The organism is Pseudonocardia ailaonensis, from assembly GCF_039531635.1.
Taxonomy (GTDB): domain Bacteria; phylum Actinomycetota; class Actinomycetes; order Mycobacteriales; family Pseudonocardiaceae; genus Pseudonocardia; species Pseudonocardia ailaonensis.
On sequence record NZ_BAAAQK010000011.1, the window covers coordinates 52318 to 67224 of the forward strand.

The 14907-nt window shown below is 70.8% G+C and carries 11 protein-coding genes and 1 pseudogene; 3 read left to right on the forward strand and 9 right to left on the reverse strand.

The genetic code is table 11. The features are described from left to right. Positions 1-37: 37 nt before the first annotated feature. Genes ABD324_RS18675 through ABD324_RS18690 form a run of 4 tightly spaced genes read right to left on the reverse strand, consistent with a single transcriptional unit; the run spans position 38 to position 3528 of the window. Entirely contained in the window at positions 38-859 is an 822-nt protein-coding gene (locus ABD324_RS18675; protein WP_344418393.1) for an ABC transporter ATP-binding protein, read from the reverse strand. Next, positions 856-1365, reverse strand: coding sequence for a cupin domain-containing protein (locus ABD324_RS18680; protein WP_344418395.1), 510 nt, complete (start codon positions 1363-1365; stop codon positions 856-858). The genes ABD324_RS18675 and ABD324_RS18680 overlap by 4 nt, the downstream gene beginning before the upstream one ends. A 47-nt stretch (positions 1366-1412) precedes the next feature. Continuing rightward, entirely contained in the window at positions 1413-2393 is a 981-nt protein-coding gene (locus ABD324_RS18685) for an alpha/beta hydrolase (protein ID WP_344418397.1), read from the reverse strand. 55 nt (positions 2394-2448) lie between these two features. After that, the gene (locus ABD324_RS18690) at positions 2449-3528 is read right to left on the reverse strand and encodes an ABC transporter substrate-binding protein (protein WP_344418399.1); all 1080 of its coding nucleotides are present in this window, start codon (positions 3526-3528) and stop codon (positions 2449-2451) included. Between the two features lie 618 nt (positions 3529-4146). On the opposite strand from ABD324_RS18690, the gene ABD324_RS18695 reads away from it, so the two are divergent. Beyond that, entirely contained in the window at positions 4147-4713 is a 567-nt protein-coding gene (locus tag ABD324_RS18695) for a hypothetical protein (protein ID WP_344418401.1), read from the forward strand. 24 nt (positions 4714-4737) lie between these two features. Here the strand turns inward: ABD324_RS18695 and ABD324_RS18700 are convergent, their stop codons facing one another. Beyond that, complete coding sequence (locus ABD324_RS18700) at positions 4738-5805, reverse strand: helix-turn-helix domain-containing protein (RefSeq protein ID WP_344418403.1); 1068 nt, start codon at positions 5803-5805, stop codon at positions 4738-4740. A gap of 289 nt (positions 5806-6094) precedes the next feature. Here ABD324_RS18700 and ABD324_RS18705 point away from each other — a divergent pair, with 289 nt between their 5' ends. Next, positions 6095-8092 carry an acetoacetate--CoA ligase gene (locus ABD324_RS18705; RefSeq protein ID WP_344418405.1) on the forward strand — a complete coding sequence of 666 codons (1998 nt, stop codon included), beginning with the start codon at positions 6095-6097 and terminating at the stop codon, positions 8090-8092. Between the two features lie 85 nt (positions 8093-8177). Here the strand turns inward: ABD324_RS18705 and ABD324_RS18710 are convergent, their stop codons facing one another. Beyond that, on the reverse strand, positions 8178-9788 hold the full coding sequence (locus tag ABD324_RS18710; RefSeq protein ID WP_344418407.1) for an MFS transporter: 1611 nt from the start codon (positions 9786-9788) through the stop codon (positions 8178-8180). A 196-nt stretch (positions 9789-9984) separates the two neighbouring features. Between ABD324_RS18710 and ABD324_RS18715 the strand changes: the two genes are divergently transcribed. After that, positions 9985-12222, forward strand: a complete 2238-nt coding sequence (locus ABD324_RS18715; protein ID WP_344418409.1) for an alpha-glucosidase — start codon at positions 9985-9987, stop codon at positions 12220-12222. A gap of 108 nt (positions 12223-12330) precedes the next feature. Here ABD324_RS18715 and ABD324_RS18720 read toward each other — a convergent pair whose 3' ends face one another. The 3 genes and pseudogenes from ABD324_RS18720 to ABD324_RS18735 form a co-directional block, all read right to left on the reverse strand. Beyond that, complete coding sequence (locus ABD324_RS18720; protein WP_344418411.1) at positions 12331-13452, reverse strand: polysaccharide deacetylase family protein; 1122 nt, start codon at positions 13450-13452, stop codon at positions 12331-12333. 230 nt (positions 13453-13682) lie between these two features. After that, positions 13683-14276 (reverse strand): DUF6790 family protein, encoded by a 594-nt coding sequence (locus tag ABD324_RS18725; protein WP_344418413.1) that lies wholly within the window; start codon positions 14274-14276, stop codon positions 13683-13685. Between the two features lie 307 nt (positions 14277-14583). Then, a pseudogene (locus ABD324_RS18735) lies at positions 14584-14907 on the reverse strand (hypothetical protein); the annotation flags it as partial.

The window sequence follows — 14907 nt, forward strand, 5'->3', positions numbered from 1 at the left end:
GTCCCCTGTCGACATCGTCGTTCCGACGGGGCGGCGGCTAGGTGCCGACCGCGCCGGGGATCCGCAGCTTGTTCGCCGCGATGACCTCACCCGAGAGGTCCTTCCAGATGGCCCGGTAGATCTCTGCGAACTCGTCCGTCATCTTGACCTCGAGCAGGTCCCGCGGGCGCGGCAGATCGACCCGGTAGTCGCCGAGGATCCGGCCCGGGCTCGCAGTCATGACCAGGATCCGGTCGGACATGCCGATCGCCTCCTCGAGGTCGTGCGTCACGAAGATCACGGTGTTCTTCCCGGCCTCCTCCCAGACGTGCAGGAGGTCGTTCTCCATCAACGTCCGCGTCTGGATGTCGAGTGCGCTGAAGGGCTCGTCCATGAGCAGGATGTCCGGCTCGTACACCAGGGTCGACGCGACGGCGACCCGTTTGCGCATACCCCCGGAGAGCTGGTGCGGATACCGGTCCTCGAACTCCGCCAGCCCGACCCGCGCGAGCCAGTCGCGCGCTGCGGCCCGCGGGAGTCCACGGAACCTCAGGCCCAGCTCGACGTTCTGCAGCGCGGTCCGCCAGGGCAGGAGCGCGTCCTGCTGGAAGATGAACCCGACGTCGCTCCGGATCCCCGTGACCACGTCACCGCCGATGCGGACCTGGCCCTCGGAGGCCGGTCGCAGGCCGGAGATCGCCGACAGCAGCGTCGACTTCCCGCACCCGGTCGGTCCCACGACCGAGACGAACTCGCCGGCCGGGATCTGCAGCGTGATGTCCCGGACGGCGACGAAGTCCGCCGCCCGGTCCGTCGGTGACGGGTAGCGCTGCGACACCCCGTCGAACTCGAGCAGGCGGCCGTCGGCCCGGAGGGTCACGTGTCCTCGCCCGGAAGGGGACGGTTGACCGGCGGCAGCTCCTCCACCTTCGCCACGTCGATCCCGTGCCGGGCCGCGTCGATCTGGAAGAGCCCGTTCGACGGCCGCACCGCCGGGATCTCGTCCTCGCCGTGGAGGCGCCTGGCGACCAGCCCCAGCTTCGCGCCGAGCTCCTGGTCGTCGAGCATGTCGGTGGGGGGCGGCGGGCTCGCCGCCTCGATCGTCACGCACGGCACGTCGCCCCGGTTCCACGACCAGTGGATGGCGTTGCGGGGCACGCGGTGGAAGTCACCCGCCTTCAGGTGGTACGGCTCCTCGCCCACGAACGTCCACAGCTCGCCCTCGACGATGTAGCTGATCTGCTCGTAGTCGTGGGCGTGCGGCTTCGTGTGGTAACCGCTCTCCCGGCGGATGGCGTAGAGCGCGCATTCATTGCCGACGGCGAGCCGGAAGCTGGTGCGGTCGGGTCGGACATCGTCCTGGGAATCGTTCCAGTGTGTCGCCATGTCAACATTCCTCTCCATTGAGTGTGGTGGCCCCGGCCCCGCGGGCACTACCCGTTCAATGCCCGGGACAGCACGGCGACCTCTTCGGCGAGCTCGCGCTGTGACACTTCCGCGGCGGTGATGATGTGGGACGCGTGAAACGTCGCGGGATACAGATGGAGCTCGACGACGACATCGGCCGCCAGCAGTTTCTGGGCGTACTCGACACCCTCGTCCCGGAGCGGGTCGAACTGCATCACCGAGATGTAGGTGGGGGGCAGCCCGGCGAAGTTCGTCTCCCGGGCGGGGGCCGCGTAGGCCGGGATGTCCGCGGACCCCGGAGTGCCGCAGTCGGCCAGGTAGTACTTCCAGCTGAGGATGGCCTTCGGCCGGTTCCAGCGCGGCGTGTCGGTGAACCGCCGCATGCTCGGCGTGTCGAGCCGGTCGTCCAGCTCGGGAACGGCGAGGAACTGGTAGCAGATCCGCGGCCCCCCGCGGTCCCGCGTCAGCAGGGTGAGTGCCGCGGCGAGGCCGCCGCCCGCCGACCGGCCGTGGACGGCGACCCGGTCGGTGTCCGCGCCGATCTCGTCGGCATTCTCGGCGATCCAGCAGAGGGCCGTGTAGCAGTCGCCCAGTGCGACCGGATAGGGATGTTCGGGCGCCAGCCGGTAGGCGACGGTGGCCACGATCGCGCCCACCTCCTTGGCCAGCTCGACGTCCCGGCCGTGCTCGGCGTCGACGTTCCCGCAGCAGAACCCTCCGCCGTGCAGGTTGAGGATCACGGGCATCGGTCGCTCGACGGCCGTCGGGGTCGTGAGCCGGAGGCCGATCGTGCCGGCGCCGTTGTCCAGCGGAATCCGGAGATCGCGGACGTCGACGCCGGTCGTGTCGACGGGCGGCGCCATGGCCATGATCTCCGCTTCGAGTACCCGCGCCGCGGTGATGTCGTTGAAATCCAGATCGGCGATGTAGCTCAGTCCCGCTGCGAGTTCCGCGTCGAGCCCGTAGTTCATCGCCGCCGCCAGATGGCCGTCGAAGCGCCGGTTCATGCCATTCCCTTCCGAGAGCAGAGGTCGCTCGTGCTGCTGCCCCACCACTCGTCCGCTACTGGGTAGCAATGGCGGCAGGCACCTGAGTCTTCAGGTCCACGTATGCCTGCCGCACGTAGGTGTTGTCGAACGTCTTGTCCGGAACGGACGAGACGTCCGCCCCGATCGCCTTGCCGAGCGCGATGGAGGTCTGGATCTGCGTCTTGTCGGCACCACCGGTGTTCGAGTCGATGCCGGGTGCGAAGAGCTTCCAGCCCGCGGCGAACTGTTCCGCGGTGGTCTGCTCCGTGAAGGTCTTCGGCAGAGCGGCATAGATCGGGCCCGGGTCGGACGCGTGTTCCTGCTGGAACCGCACGGCGCGCAGCTGGGCCTCGGTGATCGCCTGGGTCAGCTCGGGGTACTTCGAGGTGAACTTCGCCGACGCCCACGTGACCAGCCCGAGCACCGAGCCACCGAAGATGCGCTCCTGGTTCGCCTGCGTGAGCGGGTTCTCCACGAGGTAGCCCACTCCCTTGTCGATCGCGTCGGCCGCGGAGGCCGTGTCCATCGCGGCGATGTCGCAGCGGCCTGCCTGCAGCGTCGGCAGCAGGGCGCTCGTGTTGCCGACGGCGATCGCCGACTGCTTGCTCCAGTCCAGCCCGGCATCCTTGGCGACGTACCGGGAGGTGACCTCGCTGTTGCTGCCGAGGGTGGTGAAGCACCAGTTGCCGTGGTCGTAGGCGCCCACGTTCGTGCCGCGGTCGGCCTTGTACTTCGTCGCGCCGACCATGATCGTGGCGGTGCCCGTGTAATGGGTGAAGATGCTGGTCACGTCCTCGCCCTTGGCCGCCGGCGGGAGCAGGCCGGAGATGCTGCCCTGGTAGAAGTCGATGCTGTCCCCGAAGAACGCGGACTGGCCGACCGTGTTGGTGGCCTGCACCTCCAGGTCGATCTTCGTGCCGAACTTGTCCTCGACCTCCTTGTAGTAGCCGAGTCCCTGCGCCAGCATCGTCGTCATCTGGTTGAGGATGAAGCCCTGGGACAGGCCGATGCGGACGGTCTCGGGAGCCTTCTGGCCGTTTCCTCCGGCCGATTCCGCGCCCGAGCTCCCGCATGCGCTGACCGTCAGCGCGAGGAGCGCGGCGCACGCCCCCATGATCCGTCCAGAAGTGTGCGTTCTCGCTTTCCTTCCAGCCTTTCCCAGCATCGATTCTCCATTCCACATCTGGCGTCGTTGGCGTGCGGCTGCGGCCGTGGGGCCGAAGAGAATGACGGGCTGCGCCGACGCGTCGTCGCGCGGCCGGTGCCGTGCCGGTGCCACCCGGGAGGCGGCGTCCGGCTCGGCGAGGCGGACCGGGCGGGGTCGTGCAGCCGCCCTGGCCGTTCCCCGCGATCTCCGGGATGTCCTGGTCCCGTGCGGTGGATCAATGGTGGCAGGACGCGATCGACGGTGAGCACCCGACGCTCGTCGGCGATCCCGGGATCGGAGACCGACGAGTGTGCTCTCCGTGCCCTCGCCACGGCCGTGCCGGGTGGCTGCGCACGGTCGTCGCGCTTCGTCCGGCAGATCGACGACGATCGTCGGGTGCTGCTCGACCGCCCGGGCGATGCACGATCGACGGCATCAGGCGCAGGCCGGAGCGTCGCCCGACGTGTCGTCGGGTGGTTCGGGGCGGTCGCCGGCCGCGCACACCTCCTCATGAAGTCACGCATGCCCTGCCCGCGCTCTCGTGCCCGGGCAGATCAGACGGTTCACCCTCGAGGGAGATACGCGATGTATGACGACGTGGTCCTCGCACTGGTCGACGTGGCCAAGAAGCACGGTGGGTACGGCGACGAGGTCGCCGACGCCATGAAGACGTGCATGTCGGCCCTGCGTCCGCTCCTCGCCGACGAGGATCCGGCGCTGGTGACCTACTTCCGCAAGAGCGCGCACACCTCCGGGTCCCGCGTCCTGTACTACGACGGGTTCCTCGGGGTGGTGTTCAACGAGGTGAAGTGCGGGACGATCATCCCGATCCACAACCACGGCCTGCCCGAGGTGGTCGGGGTGTACAGCGGCAGCATCCTGTACCGGACCTACAACCGCCTGGACAACGGTGACGTCCCCAATGTGGCCGAGCTGTCGCTCCGGGAGGAGCGGCTGATGACCGACGGGGACGTGAGTGTGCTGCCCGAGCCGCCGAACGACATCCACGGCCTGCGGGCACTCAAGGACACCCTGGTCATGAACATCATCCCGGGGGCGCTCCAGCCGGTCCGCCAGTACTACTACCCGTCCGAGTCGATCTACATCGAGCTCCCGGCGGGGACGAAGCCGGCCGACGGCGGCGGCTGGTAGGACCGGCCGCCCGGCCCCGCAGCGCTAGGAGTTGCAGAGGTGGTCGGCGTAGAGGGACGTGAGCGCCGACAACCGCCCGAGGGGCGTGGTGAGGTCCCAGTGCACCTTCGCGGAGATGCGGGCGAGATGGCTGGCGATCGTGCTGTGGTGCAGGTGCAGCTCCGTCGATGCCTGCCGCAGGGAGCCCGTCCGGCAGAACGCCTGCAGCACTCCCAGCTGGTCGGCCCCGGTCGGTCTGGCCCGCAGCTGCGCGATGGCCCGTACGCCGGCGTCCTCGCGCAGGACGGACGTCGGGACCCGGGCGAGCAGGGTGAGCGATCCGAGGCGCTCGTACGACGCCACGACGTCCATCCTGGTCGCGCCGGCGAACCGCAGAGCCGTCCTGGCCTCCTCCCAGCACAGGTGGGCCTGGGTCGCCAGCCGCGGTGTGCTGGTGCCCGCTCGCAGCTCCGGATCCGACCTGGACTCCGCCGACATCGTGGTGAGGAGATGTTCGGACAAGCTGTGCTCGATCGTGTCGTGGGTGACCACCTGCTGCACGACGACGGCCGCGAGGCCGTCCTGGCTCGTCACGTGGACCCGGTCCGCCGGCCAGCACTGTTCGAGATCGCGTGCCCAGACCGAGGGATCGCGTTTCATGCAGTGCCGCACCGCGACGAGCACGACCGGCCGGTCGCTGCGCAGGCCGAGCGTTCGCGCCGCCGCGGCCCTGGCGTCCTCGGATCGCGTCGAGTCCACCAGCACCTGGGTCGCGTCGAACTCCGTGCCGCCGTCCTGCCGGGGCCTCGAGTGGGGGCCCAGGGCCCCGGCGACCAGCGCCAGCCGCTCGAGGACGAGCTCGTCGAACGGCTCCGGACTGCCCGGGCGTTCGAGCCAGACGACTCCGTGATCGGCGATCTCGAGTTCGACGGAGGGGGACGGAGGGTCGTTCAGCTGCCGGCTCTGGGCCGCGCTCGGAGCCAGCCGGATGACCGATCCGTTGCTCCTGCGCCACCCCACGACACATTGCGCGAGGCCGGCCGTCGCCTGCACCAGTGCACGGGGGCTGGCCCTGCGTTCCAAGAGCATGTCGAAGAAGGCGATAACACGCATCGCCGAGGCCGCCCCATCTGTCTCCGATAGCCGAAGGAGCAATCCCTGCATGAGGCCACCATAGTCACGAAGGCCGTTGTGTGCCATCGGAAGTCATGGCCGAGAACGGTCTCCGCGCACGCTGCATCGGGCCTTCCGGCGCTCATTGCCGAAAGGCCTTGTCGGCCTGTCCTGCGGCTGCGATCCGCAGGTACATCCGGTCCGACCTATCCAACCGGGCCCCTGCAGAGATGTGTTTCGATTTCTCGTGTGCAGAATCGGCGCTGGACGAGCGAGTTCGAGGGAGCGTATGAACGACGGCGGGCTGTCCCCGATCCCCGATCCGGTCCCGGGCCGGGGAGCCGCGGGGATCCACCGGTGGGTGTCCTGGTTGGAGTCCGAGCACGGACGATCGTTCGGCTCCTATGCAGACCTCCATGCGTGGTCGATCGAGAACCCGTCCCGCTTCTGGGGTTCGCTGTGGGACTACTACGGGGTCAGGTCGGGTACACCGTTCGACCGGGTGCGCGACGACAGCCCGATGCCGGACACCCGGTGGTTCCCCGGGGCGACGGTCAACTACGCCGAACACGTCCTCACCGGGGACGTCGACGGCGCCGCGCCGGCCGTCGTCGCCGCCTCCGAGGCGGGCCCGCCCCGCGAGCTGAGCTGGGACGACCTGGTCGACGCGGTGGCCCGCGCCCGCACGGGCCTGGCGCGGCTCGGGATCCGGCGCGGAGACCGGGTCGCGGCGTACCTGCCCAACATCCCCGAGACCGTCGTCGCCTTCCTCGCCACGGCCTCGCTGGGGGCCGTCTGGTCGTCGTGCTCACCCGAGTTCGGCACCCGGGCGGTGATCGACCGCCTCACCCAGATCGACCCGACGGTGCTCCTCGCGGTGCCGGGGTACGTGTTCCGCGGCAAGCAGATCGACCGGCGGGCCGAGCTCGCGAGCATCGCCGGGGCACTCCCGGGTCTCACCCACGTGGTCGAGGTGCCCCACGGTGGGCTCACGGTCGGGTCCTCCTCCGTCGGGGCCGCCGAGCGGGTCCCGTGGGCGGAGCTGACCGCCGCCCGCGGCGAGCTCGAGTTCGAGCCCGTGCCGTTCGACCACCCCCTCTGGATCCTCTTCTCCTCGGGCACCACCGGCCTGCCCAAGGCCATCGCCCACGGACACGGCGGGATCCTCCTCGAGCACCTCAAGGTGCACGACCTCCACATGGACACCCGCCGCGGCGACCGCTTCCTGTGGTTCACCACGACGTCCTGGATGATGTGGAACCTCTCCGTCTCCGCGTTGCTGCGCCGGGCGGCGATCGTCCTCACCGACGGCGACCCCACCTGGCCCGGCCTGGACGCCCAGTGGCGGCTCGCGGCCGCGACCGGGGCGACGACGATGGGCACCTCGCCCGCCTACCTGATGGCCTGCCGCAGAGCCGGCCTGGACCCGGCAGGCGAGCTCGATCTCTCGGCACTGCGCCAGCTCGGCGTCACCGGCTCACCCCTGCCGCCGGAGGGCTTCGACTGGGCGGCCGACCGGCTCGGTGGCCAGGTCTACCTCAACCCGTCCTCGGGCGGCACCGACATCTGCAGCGGCTTCGTCGGCGGTGGCCCGTGGCAGCCGGTCGTCCGCGGCGAGCTCGCCGGCCCGTGGCTGGGCGTCGACGTCACCACCGTCGACGAACAGGGCCGGGAGAACCCCGGTGCGCTCGGCGAGCTCGTCATCCGCTCGGCGCTGCCGTCGATGCCGGTCCGGTTCTGGAACGACCCCGGCAAACGGCGCTACCGGGCGGCCTACTTCGACCGGTTCCCCGGCCTGTGGCGCCACGGCGACTGGGCACGCCGCGGCCCGAGCGGCAGCTTCGTCATCTCGGGACGCTCCGACGCCACGCTCAACCGCGGCGGAGTTCGCCTGGGCACCAGCGAGTTCTACACCGTCGTCGAGGCCCGACCCCCGGTCCGCGACAGCCTGGTCGTCCACCTGGAGGACGACGAGGGCGGTCCCGGTCTGCTGATCCTCTTCGTGGCGTTGGGGGACGGGGCCGCTCTGTCCGACGAGCTGGTCGACGAGCTGCGCCGGGAGCTGCGCAGCCAGCTCTCCCCTCGGCACGTGCCCGACCGGATCGTCGAGGTGCCCGCGGTCCCGCGGACGATCACCGGCAAGAAGCTGGAGGCCCCGGTGAAGCAGATCCTGCTCGGCCGGCGCCCCGAGGAGGTCCTGGACCCGGGCGCGTTGGCCGAACCGGGCAGCATCGATGCGTTCGTCGCCATGGCGCGGGACGGGAGGTTCGCCGTCCTCGAGCGGTAGGCCTTCGCCATGCCCGCCGGTGCGGGAGCCGGACGTGAGGCGCGCTCCCTCTCCCCGCCGGAGCGGATCATCAGTGACAGTGGCTTCATCGCTCCGCAGGAGGCGTCGCGGAGGGCTCGTCGAGCGCCGCGATCTCGGTGACCCGGCCACCGGGGTGCAGGAGCGCGGCGAGCAGCGTCACGACGAGGGCGGCGGCCATGCCGATGAGGACGTACCGGATGCCGATCGCGAAGTCCGTGGCCACCGCGGTCTGGATCTGCTCGCGGAGCTGCGGCGGGACGCCGGCGAGAGCCGATCCGGCGTCGGAGCTCGAGGAGGCCAGGCCCGCCGCGGCGCCCGGTGGCAGGCCCAATCCGGACAGGCTGGCCCCGAGCCGGTCGGCGAACACGCTGCCGAGGACCGTTCCGAGTACGGCCAGGCCGAGGGCGGACGCGTAGTTCCGGACGGTCTGGGTGATGCCGGTGACCTCGCCGTACGAGGCGTCGACGGCGCGGTTGGTGGCGTCGGTGCTCGCCGGGCCCAGCAGCAGACCGATGCCTGCGCCGGCGAGCACGATGCACCACCACTGCGCGCCCAGGCTCAGGTCCGTGATCGTCCACGCCCAGGTCAGGAACCCCGCCGTCGCCAGCACCGCGCCCGCGATCATCGACGGTCTGGCCCCGCGGGTGTCGAGGATGCGGCCTCCGACCTGGGCGGCAGGCGCGAATCCCGCGAAGAAGACCAGCAGGTAGAGCCCGGCTTGGCTGGCGCCGTAGCCCAGCGAGACCTGGGAGTACACGCTGGCGAAGAAGAACACCGGCACGAACGCGATCATGGAGAAGAACAGGACGAGGTTGTCGGCGAGGAAGGCGCGGTCGCGGAAGATGCCGATCTTGATCAGCGGCACGGCGGTGCGGCGCTCCAGGACGACGAACAGCCCCAGCGCGACCAGTCCGCCGACGATGCACAGCCAGGTCAGGACGCTGCCCCAGCCCCAGGTGCGCGCCTGCTCCAGCCCGAAGACCGAGAGCCCCATGCCGACCGCGATGACGGCCGCGCCGCGCCAGTCGATCCGCTCGCGTCTCGGCACGGACACGATCCCGGCGGCCAGGGTCAGCACGAGGGCGGCGACGGCGACCGGAACGTTGATCCAGAAGATGGCACGCCAGGTCCACTGGGTGAGGTAGCCGCCCGCGATGGGGCCGATGGCGGTCAGGCCGCCGCTGACCCCGAAGAAGATGGCGAGCGCCTTGCCGCGTTCGTTCACCGGGAACGCGGCGACGACGACGGCCAGGGCGGCCGGGATCATCAACGCGGCCGAGAGTCCCTGCGTGGCCCGGAAGGTGATCATCCAGGCCTCGGCGAGGGAGCCGCGGGGGGTGAGCCCGCAGAGGGTGGAGGACACGGCGAAGCCGAGGATCCCGACGATGACGATCCGCCGGGAACCGACGACGTCGGTGAGCCGCCCGCCGAGGGCGAAGCCCGCCGCGAGGGCGAGCAGGTAGCTGTTCACGACCCAGGTGACGCCGCTGCTCGACAGACCGAGCTCGCTCTGGATGTTCGGCGCGGCGATGGCGACGATCGTCTGGTCGATGAAGGTCATGGCGACGGCGAACATCATCGCCGTCAGCGCCACGTACTTCGAGCGGCTCGTGCCACCCTGCGCGGCGCCAGGAGGTCCTGTCGCGGGGGAGGATGCCGGTGACGCTGTCGCCATGGCCTGATCTCCGATCCTGAACAGCGATGGACGCGTTGTGAGGTGTCTCGCAACGATCCGCCCGCGCCGTTACTCGGCGGCGGGTCGGGGCCTCTCGTCCCTCTCACGCCTTCGCCGGGGCTCCGGTTCCTCTCTCGTTCGCGGGCCGAGTGAAATGGCGGATGTGCCCGTGGTGCGCCGCACCGACGATCGGTCCATGCCCGCCTCCTCACCTTCCCGCCGGTCCGTCCTCCGTGGTGGCCTCGGCCTGATGCTGCTCGCCGCCGTCCCCGTTGCGGCCTGTAGCACCGCCGCGGCGGCCGAGGACGTCTTCGCCGACGCCCGGTCGTACCCGGTCGGCGACTTCGTCCTGCAGCTCACCCTGTTCGGCGGGGCGCCCGCCCTGCGCGTGCACCACGTCAGCGAGCCGGGCCGCGCCGTCTGGGAGAGCTATCCCGGCCGCGGCTTCGTCGCGACCGGCACCGCGGGCACCGACATCGCGGAGAACACGACCCCGGCCAGCGGTTTCACCATCACCGACACGAACCTCGTCCGGCAGGAGAACCAGACCGTCGACGCGGTCGACTCCGTAGGGGGCGCGGTCATCCTGCGCGGCAGGATCGGCGACGCCGGCTACACGATGACGTTCAGCCAGCCGGTGGCCCACCACCTGCGCTTCGCGGTGACGACGTCGGCGGACCGGGTCTTCCTGCGCTACCGCAGCGACCCGGACGAGCAGGTCCTCGGCTTCGGTCAGCAGCTGACGTACCTGGACCAGAAGGGCCGGCAGCTGCCTATCCTGGTGCAGGAGCACGGTGTCGGGCGCGGGCTGCCGATCGTGACGCAGGCGGTGGCACTGGAGGCGGGTGCTCGCAGTGCCGGGGACTGGTACACGACCGAGGTCTCCGTGCCGCACTACCTGACGACGGCGAACCGCTCGCTGTTCCTGGAGAGCTCCGAGTACTGCGTGTTCGACTGGCGCGCAGCGGATTACGTGGAGATCGAGCTGAACGCCCCCACCATGACGGGCCGGATCCTGCACGGCACGGACCCGCTGTCGCTCATCGAGGCCTACACCGTCTACAGCGGACGGATGCGCCCGCTGCCGGACTGGATCCACGAGGGCGCGATCATCGCCGTCCAGGGCGGCTCGGCAATCGCGCAGTCCACCCTCGACACCGTCGTGAACGCCGATATCCCGTTGTCCGCCTTCTGGATCCAGGACTGGGTGGGTGTGCGCACCACGCCCGTGGGGCAGCAGCTGTGGTGGGACTGGAAGCTCGACCCGCAGCAGTACCCGGACTGGTCCGGTCTCGTCGCGGCCCTGCAGGCCCGGCGCGGCGCCCGAGTGATGATCTACATCAACCCGTTCCTGGCGAACCAGCCCGGCCACGACGAGCTCTACCAGCAGGCCCAGCAGAACGGCTACCTCGTGCGGAAGGCGGACGGCACGCCCGTCGCCATCCCGAGCTCGAACTTCTCCGCCGGCCTGATCGATCTGACGAACCCGGCCGCCCGGACCTGGATCAAAGGGGTCATCACGAGCCAGATGATCACGGGCGCGCAGTCGTCCGGCTGGATGGCCGACTTCGGCGAGGCCCTGCCCTTCGACGCCGTGCTGCACTCCGGCGAGAGCCCGGCCTCGTTCCACAACCACTACGCCGAGGAGTGGGCGCGGATGAGCAGGGAGGCGATCGAGGAGGCCGGCCGCGGCGACGACATCGTGTTCTTCTCCCGCTCCGGCTACACGCAGAGCCCCGGCATCTCCACGCTGTTCTGGGTCGGTGACCAGCTCCAGAGCTGGGACGTGCACGACGGCATCCGGAGCGCGCTCGTCGGCATGCTATCCGGCGGGGTCTCGGGATTCTCGTTGGTGCACAGCGACACCGGCGGCTACGACTCGCTCTCCGCACCGGTGCTGGGGGCCGTCGTCCACCGCACGAAGGAGCTCTTCAACCGCTGGGCCGAGCTCAGCGCGTTCACGCCCGTCCTGCGCACCCACCGGGGCCTGGACCCCGCCGTCGCGTGGCAGTTCGACTCCGACGCCGAGACCCTCGCGCACTTCCGCCGCTGCGTGCAGCTCTACCGCGCGTGGGCGCCGCTGCGGAAGCAGCTCGCGGCGGAGGCGGCCCGCACCGGGCACCCGATCATGCGGGCCCTGGCCCTGCACCATGCCGACGACGAGATCGCCCGCACCATCGACGACCAGTACCTCCTCGGTCCCGACGTCCTCGTCGCCCCCGTCCTCGACGACCGGGCCACCGAACGCAGCCTCTATCTGCCCGAGGGCGACTGGCTGCACCTGTGGACGGCCAAGACCTACTTCCTGCGCCGCGGCGGCGAGTGGGTCCACGTCCCGGCCCCGATCGGCAACCCCCCGATCTTCCTGCGGATCGACTCGCCCGCCGGCGCCGCCCTCCGCACCGCGGTCGCCGACGCGGGGCTGCTGAGATGATCCGGGAACGGTGCGGAGGATCCGGCGGTGTCCGTCTTCCCTTCCGGCTCCGAGACGGCCGGATCGCGATGCTGCGCGACTACTTCACCGAGCCCCCGTCCCGGTGAGTCAGGGGCTGGGCCGGGGTTTCGCCGCGAGGGCCCCGAGCACCGCCGGGTCCTGCATCCCCATCCAGGCGATGACCTCACCGTAGGTCGCGCAGACCGTCTCCGGCCGGAGGCAGACGTCGCCGAGGAAGCGCTCGGCGGCGGTGCTGAACGCGCTGCCGTTCCAGTCGTTGAAGTGATTGCCGACGACCAGCGGCGCGCGGTTGCCGGCGAAGGCGGCGGCGTAGGCGCGTTCGTAGGCCTGCACCGTCCAGTCCGTGAACTGTGCGGCCCGCTGCGGCTCGTTCCTGGCCTTGTTCATCGAGTACCAGAAGTTGTAGTCCATCATCACCACCCGCTTGTTCAGCGCCGGGACGGTGACGGTGGGCATCGGGAACTCCCAGACCCCGTCCACGAGGGACGGCCAGGCGAGCGAACCGGCGACCCCGCTCGAGTCGTAGCTCATGCCGTGCGCGAGCAGGGCCGGGTACAGCTTGCCGGGTTGGGACTCCAGGCAGGGCGTCCGGCCGCCCTGCACCGCGGTGGCGGGCAGGTCCAGTCCGGGGGCCTCGCGCAGGAACCGGAAGAACTGGTCCAGCTCGTCGTTCCACTGTGCCGTGCTCCACGTGCCGCCGCTCGGCTCCGAGCCTGCGCAGAAGTGCCCGTTGAAGTGCGTGCCGATCTCGTGGCCGTCGGCGCGGGCGGCCGTCAGGTTCTCGATGCGCCGGGCGACGTCGGCCTCGCTGCCGCCGAAGCCGACCGACGACGCACCGGGGCGGTGACCCGGACCCGTGTAGCGCGTGCTCTCGCGGTCCGGGACCAGGTAGAGCCCGGTCAGGAACGCCGTGACGTGCGCGTTCGACCGGCGGGCGAGGGGCAGGATCCGTTGCCAGTGCGCGTCGGAGCCCGCCCCGTCGAAGGAGAAGAGCACGAACTGCGGCGGGGACTCACCGGGACCGAGCGTGTGCAGCCAGCTCGGCGGGGCCGGCGGTGGTGGCGGGGTGGTCGTCGTGGGCGCCGGCACGGGCGCCGGTGCGGGGGCCGCGGCGGTGTCGGGGTCCGTCGCCGGGCCCGAGACGAGCGCGGTGACCAGCGCGATCACGGCGAGGACCGCGGTGATCGCGAGCAGCGTCCAGCGCTTCACGACGCCCTCCGGAGACCGGCGCGCTGCCGCTCACGGGGCGACCGATCGTGGGCGCGCGTCGGGTACTGGAGGGGCACTCGTTCTGACCTCGGGGAGATTGCTGTCGGGCGGGGGAGCAACGCTGTTTCCACACTGCCGTAGGCGCGGCCCCCGGTCCAGGACCATCGGTTCCCGGACGACGTGTCGGAGGCCGGTCGTGGGTACGACCGGCCTCCGTCCGCTGTGCGGCACTACCGGCTGAGCACCGGGGCGTCCGTGCGGACCGCGGTGATGTCCTCGGTGCGGCGGTCCCGGCGCAGCGCCAGGGCGTGCCAGATCACGAAGGCCAGCCCGACCGCGTTGATCGCGATGTCCGAGAAGAGCAGCAGGCCGGTGTTGTTCACGGCGTAGTCGTGGTTCACCACGATCTGGTAGACGTGCCCGAGCGCGGCGCCCCAGCCGAAGATCACGGTGGCGACGACCACGGCGGCCTTGCCCCGGAAGGCGCTGTTCCGCGACGACAGGATGAAGGCCATCACGCCGACCCCGAGGCTGCTGAGCGCGAGCTCGAGCTGGAAGGGGCTCTGCGCCCAGCCGATGCTCTTCGCGGCGTAGTCACCGAACACGGAGTGCATGACGAAGTTGACGACCTGTGCGCACCCGATCGCCCAGAAGACGAAGGAGTTCAGCAGGATGCCGGACGTCGTGACGGGGGATCGTCCCCGCCGGTACCGGATGATCTTGACGGCGGCGACGACCAGGCCGACCACGAACAGCGTGGTCATGTAGTTGCCGATCAGGAATGCGATGGCCTCGGCGATCGGGCCGTTGCTGGCGGTGGGCACTGGATGCTCCTCGGGAGGTTCTGGCGGATTTCCTCGACCCGAGAAGCGTCGCGTCGGGGCCCACCGGAAACATCCGCCATGTCACCCGGGTTTGCTCACCCCAGCCCTGCGCGGCGCGCGCGCAACACCGCGTCGGCCCGGTCGGCGGCGTGGATCTTCGCGAGCACGTCGGAGATGTCGTTGCGCACGGTCTTGGGGCTCGACGCCGTCGACCCCGGGCAGGTTCAGGTCCACCACCGGGGCGAGGATCGCCAGGACGTACCCGGCGGCGAACACGAGGCCCGCCTGCCGATCCCCGTGGCCAGGGTCATGCGCTCGGCCCGGTGCTCGCCGCCGCCGGCGCGGTGGTGCCGGGAGTCGGGGTGGGGGTAGGGGTGTTCGGCGCGCTCGTGTTCGGGGCGCTCGTGTTCGGCGCGCTCGTGGTCGGGGCCGCGGGGCCCCGGGGCGCGGTCCGTCCGGAGCCGTCCCGGCCGAAACCGCCCCGTCCGTCCGCGCCGAAGCGGCCGGGCCCGTCCCCGCCGCGACCCGGGCCGCCACCGGGACCCCGGCCGTCGGCCTGGCTCGCCCGCGGACCGTTGTCGGCGGTGGCGTGGCCGATGGCGAACCCGCCGGCCCCGCCGACGAGCAAGTC

Bases quoted from the DNA above. Each gene is read 5' to 3' on its own strand.
- ABD324_RS18705 (WP_344418405.1), top strand. From the start codon at position 6,095: ATGAACGACGGCGGGCTGTCCCCGATCCCCGATCCGGTCCCGGGCCGG.
- ABD324_RS18715 (WP_344418409.1), top strand. From the start codon at position 9,985: ATGCCCGCCTCCTCACCTTCCCGCCGGTCCGTCCTCCGTGGTGGCCTC.
- ABD324_RS18710 (WP_344418407.1), bottom strand. From the start codon at position 9,788: ATGGCGACAGCGTCACCGGCATCCTCCCCCGCGACAGGACCTCCTGGC.
- ABD324_RS18680 (WP_344418395.1), bottom strand. From the start codon at position 1,365: ATGGCGACACACTGGAACGATTCCCAGGACGATGTCCGACCCGACCGC.
- ABD324_RS18700 (WP_344418403.1), bottom strand. From the start codon at position 5,805: ATGCGTGTTATCGCCTTCTTCGACATGCTCTTGGAACGCAGGGCCAGC.
- ABD324_RS18685 (WP_344418397.1), bottom strand. From the start codon at position 2,393: ATGAACCGGCGCTTCGACGGCCATCTGGCGGCGGCGATGAACTACGGG.
- ABD324_RS18690 (WP_344418399.1), bottom strand. From the start codon at position 3,528: ATGGGGGCGTGCGCCGCGCTCCTCGCGCTGACGGTCAGCGCATGCGGG.
- ABD324_RS18695 (WP_344418401.1), top strand. From the start codon at position 4,147: ATGTATGACGACGTGGTCCTCGCACTGGTCGACGTGGCCAAGAAGCAC.